Source organism: Cognatazoarcus halotolerans (genome assembly GCF_009800965.1).
Lineage (GTDB): Bacteria > Pseudomonadota > Gammaproteobacteria > Burkholderiales > Rhodocyclaceae > Cognatazoarcus > Cognatazoarcus halotolerans.
This window is the reverse complement of record NZ_WUAF01000026.1, coordinates 43,596-52,361: the sequence shown is the minus strand read 5'-3', so window position 1 is coordinate 52,361 and position 8,766 is coordinate 43,596. Positions and strand designations below refer to the sequence as shown.

Sequence of the window (8,766 nt, the reverse complement as noted above, 5' to 3'; positions counted from 1 at the left end):
CCCTACGTTCGGGCCTTCGGCCCTCTCTCCAGGGCGAGCAAAGCGCATGACTATGACTTGGGGGTGTATCAGTTTTAAATCGGCAATATGGGCAAAAGCGTGTCAGTTTTAGATCGGCATTGACAACTTGCTGTGCAGCTGATCGCTGAGCTCAAGGGTTCGAAGGCCGATCTGAGTGCTCAGGTGAACGCTACCCTCGCCTCGTTGTCGGGCGATGAGCAACGCGACTTTTTTGAACGCATCGTGATTGCTGACAGCTCTTTGCGCATCAAGGAGTTGGATTCAGCTTTCGAGCCTCTCATGAGGCCCGTTGTCCAAAAGTTCCGCGTGGACGTCCGGGAGCGCATGGAGGGCTGGTGGCTGGGCCAGGCCATCGAAGTCATTCAGGGCGACCGGGAGCCCATCACAGGTGCAGAGGTGTGGGCGAAGTTCGCCAGTATCAACAGCGAGTACTACGACGAACGCTTGCCCATTACCTTCGAGGATGAGTACCCGCCCGAGGGCATCGACCCGTTGGAGGACCCTCGCCAGTTCGTCCAGCAGCTGCGTGCCATCGGCATGCCGACGGACAGTCTCGAGTTGGCCATTCTCGATTTCTACCGGGCGTTCTCCCAGCGCGCGCACTGGGCTAGGGTGAACGTGCTGGTCGGAGGAGAGATGAAGAAGTTTGAACGCCGCCTCGTTGAGGAGTGGAAGCGCGCCAAGGCCTGGATCAAGGTGAGCGAGCCGGGCAACGAAGAACAACTTCAGGAGGCCGGCAGGCGGCTGTATGACTGGGCAGAGAACCAGTCGAGGGGACTTCAGATTCGGAAGCAGGTCACCGAGGACTTCATCCGCCGTGGGAGCTTGCACATCCTGGCGGATGAGAAGCCTGAGCCGCGTGTTCACTGGCATCCAAAGTTCATCGAGAACCTGAAGGCTACCTTGAAGGTGACAGCGTGATTGATTGGTCCGCACGCCCATTTGAAGAGCGAAACCTCTTCAATCCGGCCTTCTGCGCGCTGATTCTTGCCGCCGCAATACGCGAGTACGAGAGGGTCGCCGGAAAGCCGATGCCTTACTCGCTGACGCTCCTCGTACTGCCGCTGTGCCTGCATCAAGCAGCCCGCGACCAGATTCTGGGCAGCAAGAAGCTCTCGGTATTGCGGATCGTTGCGCTCCAGCCCGAGCTGCTGGTCGACTTTGCTGAGCGGGCTAGGTCGCTCGTCCAGTACGCCACTGAAGCCTTCGCCTTACTCGCCAGCAAGGGCTGCATAGAGGTTAACGACGACGGGGACATCCACCTCATCCCAAGAAGAGTTCCCCCTCAGGCGCTGAGCACCGACGACGCTGAGATGTGCCGCAACGCAGCGACGGTTCTGGGGCGTGACTTCGCCCAGATCAATGACCGCGTGACGATCTACACAAGCCTGTCCATCCGACCATGAAGATTGCATCGATCCACATCTACAGCCACGACGGCCGTAGGCGCGACCTTCCCCTGAACCCCGATGGGCTGAACATCATCACGGGCCTGGCTTCGACGGGCAAATCGTCGCTATCGGACATCGTCGAATACTGCATGGGCGAGGCCGACTGCAAGATCGCGGAGGGATTCATCCGCGAGAAGGTGTCCTGGTTCGCGGTAACTTTCCAGTTTCCGCACGAACAGGTGTTCGTCGCCAAGCCCAACCCCAGACCGGGTCAGGTCCAGTGCTCGCTGGCAATGGTCATGCGCGGCAGAGAGATTCGAACACCCGACTTCAAGGCGCTGAAGCACAACGGTGGTGACGACCTCGTCCACGAGGTTCTGTCGTCCCTTTTGGGCATCCCGGAGGCCAAGACACCGGTGCCAGAGCGGAGTAGCCGCACGGGCTACTCGGTCAACGTCAAACACACGACCTTCTACTTGTTCCAAAAGCAGGGACTGGTCGCCAGCAAGGAGCTGCTGTTCTACCGGCAGGCAGAAGAGCATCTTCCCCAGGCCATTCGCGACACTTTCGCGGTGCTGTTTCGCATCTCCAATGTGGGCGACATGGAGACGCAGGCCAACCGGCGCGCAACGCAACGCGAGCTGAAGATTGCGCAGAGGGAGCTGCGCGTGGCTCAGGAGACGGAAGACGCTCTGGACACCCGAGGCCTCGGGCTACTGGCTGAAGCACGGGCAGTCGGCATCCCATTCAGTAACGGCAACAATGCGCCGAGCGAAAACGGCGCCGAGAGCGATCTGGTGGCCTCGCTGCGGGAGGTGTTGACCTGGCGACCTGGCCAGATTCCCCTTCTGGCCGACAGCGAGATGGCCAAGTTGCAGACTCGTCGTTCGAGCCTACGCACGGAACGTCGGCAGGTTCAGGACAAAATCGCTTCCGTGCAGCGGTACGTCAAGGGGGCGTCAGATTTTCAGACTGAGGTGCAGGAGCAACGGTCGCGCCTGAAATCCATCAACGCCCTGCCGCGCTCCCCCAGCGGCGCTTGGCAGTGGCCCTTCCTCAGCGAAGCCGACGCGCGCATGGACGGAATTGCCCAAGCCTTGCTGGCGGAACTGTCCAGCTTGGACAAAGATCTCGAGAACGTCGGTGGGGCGCGCCCTCGGCTGGACGAGCACCTGGCCGAACTCACCGACAAGGCTAGTCGTCTGAGGGAAGAGATTCGCGAGATCGAGGTCGACATCAACGCTGCCGTGCTGGCCGAAGAGAAGGCTGCCGCACAGGAGGACGCTAACACCCAGGCTGTCAAGGTCCAAGGACGCGTCAGCTTCTATCTGGACAGTCTCACGCCCGGCAACACGATCAGCACTCTCAAGCTCAAGGTTGAACGGCTGCAGGCGAAGTTGGATCAACTCACTAAACAGGCCGGCTCCGACGACGACGCGGACGCGCGGATGGAGTCAGTCATCACTCACATCTCGGCGACGATGACCGCGCTTGTACGCGAGTTCAAAGCCTACTTCTCAGAGTTCCCGTTCAGGCTGGATATGCGCAATCTCACCGTGGTGGTTCAACGGCCCGGCAACCCCGTTCCGATGATTCGCACCGGTGGCGGCGCTAACTGGCTGGCGTATCACATCTCCGCTTTGCTTGCGCTGCACCACTATGCCTGGGAGAACAACGTCCCGATCCCTCGATTCCTCATGCTGGACCAGCCGACGCAGGTGTACTTTCCCTCGCAGACTGCCTATGAGTCGGTCGCGGGCGATGCCAAGCGAGTGCGAACCGTTGACGTTGACCTGGCTGCAGCCAAGCGGCTCTTCGAGACCCTGTTGAACTACACCCAGGTACTCGTACCCGGCTTCCAGCTCATCGTGACGGAGCACGCCAACTTCGCTGACGACTGGTTCCAAGAGGCGCTAGTCGAAGACCCGTGGATGGATCCGCCGGCGTTAGTGCCAACGGATTGGCCGAACTGGGGGGGGTAGTAACGCCTCGGTGTTGGCCCTCTCGGGAAAAGGCAGGAGGCTCCCTCCTGACAAGCTGGCCACACTTACTGGCGTTGGTTGGACATTCATTGAGAGCAGCGCAGCAAATTTCTGCCGTACTGAGCTGTCGAACACTCGAGGCGTGGCCGGTCGAGTGGGTGTTCTTGGCAGATTGAAGTCGTTCGCGCGCGACTTGGGAATGTCTCAATCAAGCCTGAACCGGTCAGCCAAAATGCAGCCCTGACGGACGGCACATGGCCGAAGTCTGCCTTCACCTTGCTCGGGGGGCCGCGCTCCAGTGAGTTGGAGCGAGGGCATTGCTGGCCGACGCCCGCCTCAGAGTATCCCGGAAGCAAGCAGGCAAACAAGGGCGTCCTACAAAGCGGTTTTTCGCTACGGCCCATTGATCACCTGAAGCAATCTGCCCCCATGTCCGTCGGCGTTGCCGACAACATGCCCAGGTAGCCCAGGCCTTCAAGGCTCCGGTGCGTTGCGACGCACAGGTCGTTCTCTTCGCCAAGCCGCTCGCGGCGTTTTCTTCCACCCCTTGGGGCAGTGACTGCCCCGGCGGGCCGTGCTGCCTCCGATTTCTTTGAGGACAATACCATGCCTGTCACCCATCCTTCCAAGACGCTGTATCGCATCGACGAATGCCCGGACCTCATGGCCGATGGCTGTATCGGTGACGAGAACGGCAACCTGATCTTTCTCTCGATCTGGGCGCGCGACACCGCCGTTCAGGAGTTCCTCGCCCGTCTGACCCTCGGTCGGGATGAACAGGGGCTGGATCAGTTTCACGTCATCGCCGAGCAGGGCCAATCCATCCCGGTTTTCGTCGGCAACGTCGAGAACCTGGAGAAGCGCATCACCCGCGCCTACCGCCGCACGCTGTTCGGGTCGCTGACCAACGTGTGGCTGCTCGACCGCCGCGCCGTGAAACCCGACAAGGCCAACGCCAGCGCACTGGCGCTGCTGCCGCTCGAGTCCGCACACCGGCTTGACCGGCTGTGGTCGCTGGTCCGGGACGCCTGCCCGCTGCCGCTGCTCGACCACTGGCGCGACATCGTGCTGGAGCTGTTGCAGGCGCGGTCGATGCTGACCCGCCTGCCGTTCGCCCTCGGGCCACTGGAAGGCCATCGGCTCGCCATCGACGTGCCGGCGCTGACCCAGGCGCTGGGCGGCCTGATCCGCAGCAACGTGCTCACCACGGACGCCTCCGGGTACCCGATCACCTCCGACCTGCCGCTCGAAGCGGTGGCCTGAGGGCTCCGCACCGGACATGCCCACACGCATGTCCGCCTTCCTCCATCGACATGCCCAGGAGACTTCCATGGCACTCATGTTCCCGCGGCTCGCCCGCAATTTCGTGAAGAACGGGTACTTCCCCACCGATGAACCCACGCTCGAAAGAGCGCTCGCCGCACTGGCGCCCGCCGACGGCCCGATGTGCATCCTCGATCCCTGCGCCGGCGAAGGCGTGGCGATCGCCGAAGCCGCGCACGCCCTCGGGCGTGAGCAGGTGCAGGTGTTCGCCGTCGAGTACGACGCCGAGCGCGCGGCCCACGCACGCAGACTCGTCGATCGCTGCATCCACGGCGACCTGATGGACACGCTGATCTCGCGCCAGACCTTTGGCCTGCTGTGGCTCAACCCGCCGTATGGCGACCTATCGAAGGACGCCAATGGCAACATCGGCTACCAGGGCCAGGGCCGCGCCAGGCTGGAGAAGCTGTTCTACCAGCGTGCGCTGCCGCTGCTGCAGTACGGCGGCGTGCTGCTCTTCATCGTGCCGTCCTACATCCTCGATGCCGAGCTGGTCGGATGGCTGACGCGCCACTTCGCCGACCTGCGCATCTACCGCGCGGTGGAGACGCAGTTCAAGCAGGTGGTGGTCTTCGGTCGTCGGGTTCGCCAGCGCGACCAGGCATCGGATTCAGTGAAGGCCGTGCGCGGCGTGCTGCTGCAGATCGGGCAAGGCGACGTCGAAGCCGAGGAACTGCCGCTGGAATGGCCGTTCCTGCCGTACTCGGTCCCCACGAGCCCCACAGAGCCGGAGCACTTCTATCGCGTGACGATGGAACCCGAGCAGTTCGCCGATGAGGTCGGCCGGCTGCAAGGGCTCTGGCCGTCGCTCGAGGCGCACCTGGGCGCCGCGCAGCAGTCCCTGCGGCCACCGGCGCGGGCCTTGTCGCACTGGCATCTCGCCCTGGCCCTGGCCGCGGGCGCGATCTCCGGCGTGGTGAGGTCCAGAACCGGGCGGGTGCTCGTCGTCAAAGGTGATACCCACAAGGAGAAAACTCTCCAGACGGAATACACCGAACGCGACGACGGTTCCGTGGCCGAGACGCGCATCCTCACCGACAAGTTCGTGCCGGTCATTCGTGCATGGGACTTGACGCTGGGCTCGCCCACGTGGGGCGAAGTGCTGACCATCCGCTGATCGCTGTTCCCTGACGGTTCGCCGTCGCTTTCATCCACCCACCGGGGTCACGTTGCCCCCGATGGGGTGCCGTGGCCCCTTCTTCCAGAAGGAGAAACCACCATGGCACTCGCAATCCTCAACCTCGCATCACAAGCACGCTTTTCGCCCGGGCAAGTGGTCATGACCGCCGGCGTCGACGAGCTGGTCCGACAGGGCCGGCTCAATCCCAGCGCGTACCTGCGCCGCCATCTTCATGGCGACTGGGGCGACCTGGACGACAGCGATCGACGGCAGAACGATGCCGCGCTGAAGTCCGGCGAGGATCGTCTGTTCTCGTCCTACCAGGTCACGCGCGACCTGAAGCTCTGGATCATCACCGAATGGGATCGCAGCGTCACCACGCTGCTGTTGCCCAGCGAATACTGATCCACATCCAGCGGCACCTACACGTTTCTATGCCGCATCTTTCTTCCCACCCAGGGGCATGTCACCGCCCCGTGGGGGAGGTGCATGCCCCATTGCTCTGGAGCATCACCATGTCCCTCGATCTCGAAACCGTTCCCGAAACCGCTGTGCAGGGCGATCTGCTCGAAGCGGCCACTTCACCCCTCACGCTCAGCCTGCAGGACTTCGTATCGGAGTTCGGCGACGAGCTGCTAGATTCGCTCAACCGCACCAATCCTCCGGTCTACACCGGCCAGGTGCGGGTGCATCGGCAACTGATCCTCGCCGCGCTCAAGCGCAAGCTGTTCCCGGCGCAAGCCGATGTGGTCCACGCCGTCACCGAGCTGTTGGTCGATCGCGGCGAACGCGCCGCGATCGTCAATGGCGAGATGGGCTGCGGCAAGACGACCGTCGGCATCGCTACGGCCGCCGTGCTCAACGCCGAAGGCTACCGCCGTACCCTGGTGCTCTCGCCACCCCACCTGGTCTACAAGTGGCGGCGCGAAATCCGGGAGACGGTGGCCGGCGCCAAAGTCTGGGTGCTCAACGGCCCGGACACCTTGCTCAAGCTCATCAAGCTGCGCGAGCAGTTGGGCGTGCCGGCGAGCGGTCAGGAGTTTTTCGTCCTGGGCCGCGTGCGGATGCGGATGGGGTTTCACTGGAAGCCCGCCTTCACCCGGCATCGCACACGCCACGGCAAGGTAGCGGCATGCCCGGACTGCGGCCATGTCATCACCGACCTCGACGGCGAGCCGGTCAACCCGGTCGAGCTCGAAGCCGAGGAGTTCCGCCGCAAGTGCAGCCAGTGCACCGCGCCACTGTGGACGCTGATCCGCCCGAGGAGCCTGTCCGCCAGCGATCAGTCCTCTTCCGTGCTCAAGGCCCTGAAGCGCATCCCAACCATCGGGGAAGTCACCGCGCAGAAGCTGATGCAGAAGTTCGGTGACGCGTTCCTCGCGTCAATGCTCGGCGACAACATCCACGAGTTCATCAACCTGATGGACGACCGGGGTGAGCTGGTCTTCTCGGACCGCCAGGCGCACCGCATGGAGCGCGCGATGGCGAACATGGAGTTCGGCTTCGGCGAGGGCGGCTACCAGCCGTCCGAGTACATCAAGCGCTACCTGCCGCAAGGCACGTTCGACCTGCTCATCGCCGACGAGGCGCACGAGTACAAGAACGGCGGCTCCGCTCAGGGCCAGGCCATGGCGGTGTTGGCGGCCAAGGCGCGCAAGACGCTGCTGCTCACTGGCACACTGATGGGCGGCTACGGCGACGACCTGTTCCACCTGCTGTTCCGAGCCCTGCCGGGGCGGATGATCGAAGACGGCTACCGGCCGACGAAGAGCGGCAGCATGACGTCGGCCGCGATGGCGTTCATGCGCGATCATGGCGTGCTCAAGGACATCTATTCCGAGAGCACCGGCACGGCGCACAAGACGGCCAAGGGCACCAAGGTATCGGTGCGCACGGTCAAGGCGCCGGGTTTCGGTCCCAAGGGCGTACTGCGTTGCGTCCTGCCGTTCACGGTCTTCCTCAAGTTGAAGGACATCGGCGGCGATGTGCTGCCGCCCTACGACGAGGACTTCCGCGAAGTCGCGATGGACACGGCGCAGGCTGCGGCCTACCGCGACTTGGCGGGGCGCCTGACCCAGGCGCTGAAGCAGGCACTGACGAGGCGCGACACCACGCTGCTCGGTGTGGTCCTCAACGTGCTGCTGGCCTGGCCGGACTGCTGCTTCCGGTCGGAGACGGTGGTGCATCCGCGCACGCGCAACACCTTGGCGTTCGTTCCGGCTCAGTTCAACGAGCTGGAGGTGATGCCCAAGGAACGCGAGCTGATCGAGATCTGCAGGCAAGAGAAGGCGGAAGGTCGCAAGACCCTGGTCTATTCGGTCTACACCGGCACGCGCGACACCACGTCGCGTTTGAAGGTGCTGCTGGAGCAGGAAGGCTTCAAGGTGGCGGTGCTGCGCGCCAGCGTGGATGCCTCCCGCCGCGAGGACTGGATCGCCGAGCAGTTGGACCGCGGCATCGACGTGCTCATCACCAATCCCGAACTGGTGAAAACCGGCCTGGACTTGCTGGAGTTTCCGACCATCGTGTTCCTCCAGTCCGGCTACAACGTGTATTCGTTGCAGCAGGCCGCCCGGCGCTCCTGGCGCATCGGCCAGAAGCAGCCGGTGCGCGTGATCTACCTGGGCTACGCCAACTCCTCGCAGATGACCTGCCTGGGGCTGATGGCCAGGAAGATCATGGTCTCGCAAAGCACCTCGGGCGACGTGCCCGAGTCGGGCTTGGATGTCCTCAACCAGGACGGTGACTCCGTCGAAGTCGCGCTCGCCAGGCAACTGGTTGCGGCTTGATTCTTTGACACATGCCGGCGGCCCAGTGGGTCGCCGTATTTTTCTCCCGTACCAATTAAGACACGCCCCATCGTAAAGATAAAGCCATGACCAATCGCCCCCATGTGTTCCGGGGTCGGCACCAAGCACAGGATGTTGGT

The 8,766-nt window shown here is 63.2% G+C and carries 7 protein-coding genes; all 7 read left to right on the top strand.

Going from position 1 to position 8,766, the window contains the following annotated elements; translation table 11 throughout:
• Window positions 1-132: 132 nt before the first annotated feature.
• The 7 genes from GQB03_RS21100 (at window position 133) to GQB03_RS21070 (ending at window position 8,626) form a co-directional block, all read left to right on the top strand.
• Window positions 133-942 carry an ABC-three component system protein gene (locus tag GQB03_RS21100; protein ID WP_159693507.1) on the top strand — a complete coding sequence of 270 codons (810 nt, stop codon included), beginning with the start codon at window positions 133-135 and terminating at the stop codon, window positions 940-942.
• Entirely contained in the window at window positions 939-1,427 is a 489-nt protein-coding gene (locus tag GQB03_RS21095) for a three component ABC system middle component (protein WP_159693505.1), read from the top strand. Before GQB03_RS21100 ends, GQB03_RS21095 begins: the two co-directional genes overlap by 4 nt.
• Window positions 1,424-3,394 (top strand): DUF3732 domain-containing protein, encoded by a 1,971-nt coding sequence (locus GQB03_RS21090; RefSeq protein ID WP_159693503.1) that lies wholly within the window; start codon window positions 1,424-1,426, stop codon window positions 3,392-3,394. The genes GQB03_RS21095 and GQB03_RS21090 overlap by 4 nt, the downstream gene beginning before the upstream one ends.
• A gap of 606 nt (window positions 3,395-4,000) precedes the next feature.
• Window positions 4,001-4,657: a hypothetical protein gene (locus tag GQB03_RS21085; RefSeq protein ID WP_159693501.1), complete on the top strand. Its 657-nt coding sequence runs from the start codon at window positions 4,001-4,003 to the stop codon at window positions 4,655-4,657.
• A 28-nt stretch (window positions 4,658-4,685) separates the two neighbouring features.
• A complete protein-coding gene (locus GQB03_RS21080; RefSeq protein WP_407644554.1) occupies window positions 4,686-5,834 on the top strand; it encodes a DUF6094 domain-containing protein in 1,149 nt (382 codons plus the stop codon).
• 102 nt (window positions 5,835-5,936) lie between these two features.
• On the top strand, window positions 5,937-6,242 hold the full coding sequence (locus tag GQB03_RS21075; protein ID WP_021205476.1) for a hypothetical protein: 306 nt from the start codon (window positions 5,937-5,939) through the stop codon (window positions 6,240-6,242).
• A gap of 110 nt (window positions 6,243-6,352) precedes the next feature.
• On the top strand, window positions 6,353-8,626 hold the full coding sequence (locus GQB03_RS21070) for a helicase-related protein (RefSeq protein ID WP_200832354.1): 2,274 nt from the start codon (window positions 6,353-6,355) through the stop codon (window positions 8,624-8,626).
• The last annotated feature ends 140 nt before the right edge of the window (window positions 8,627-8,766 follow it).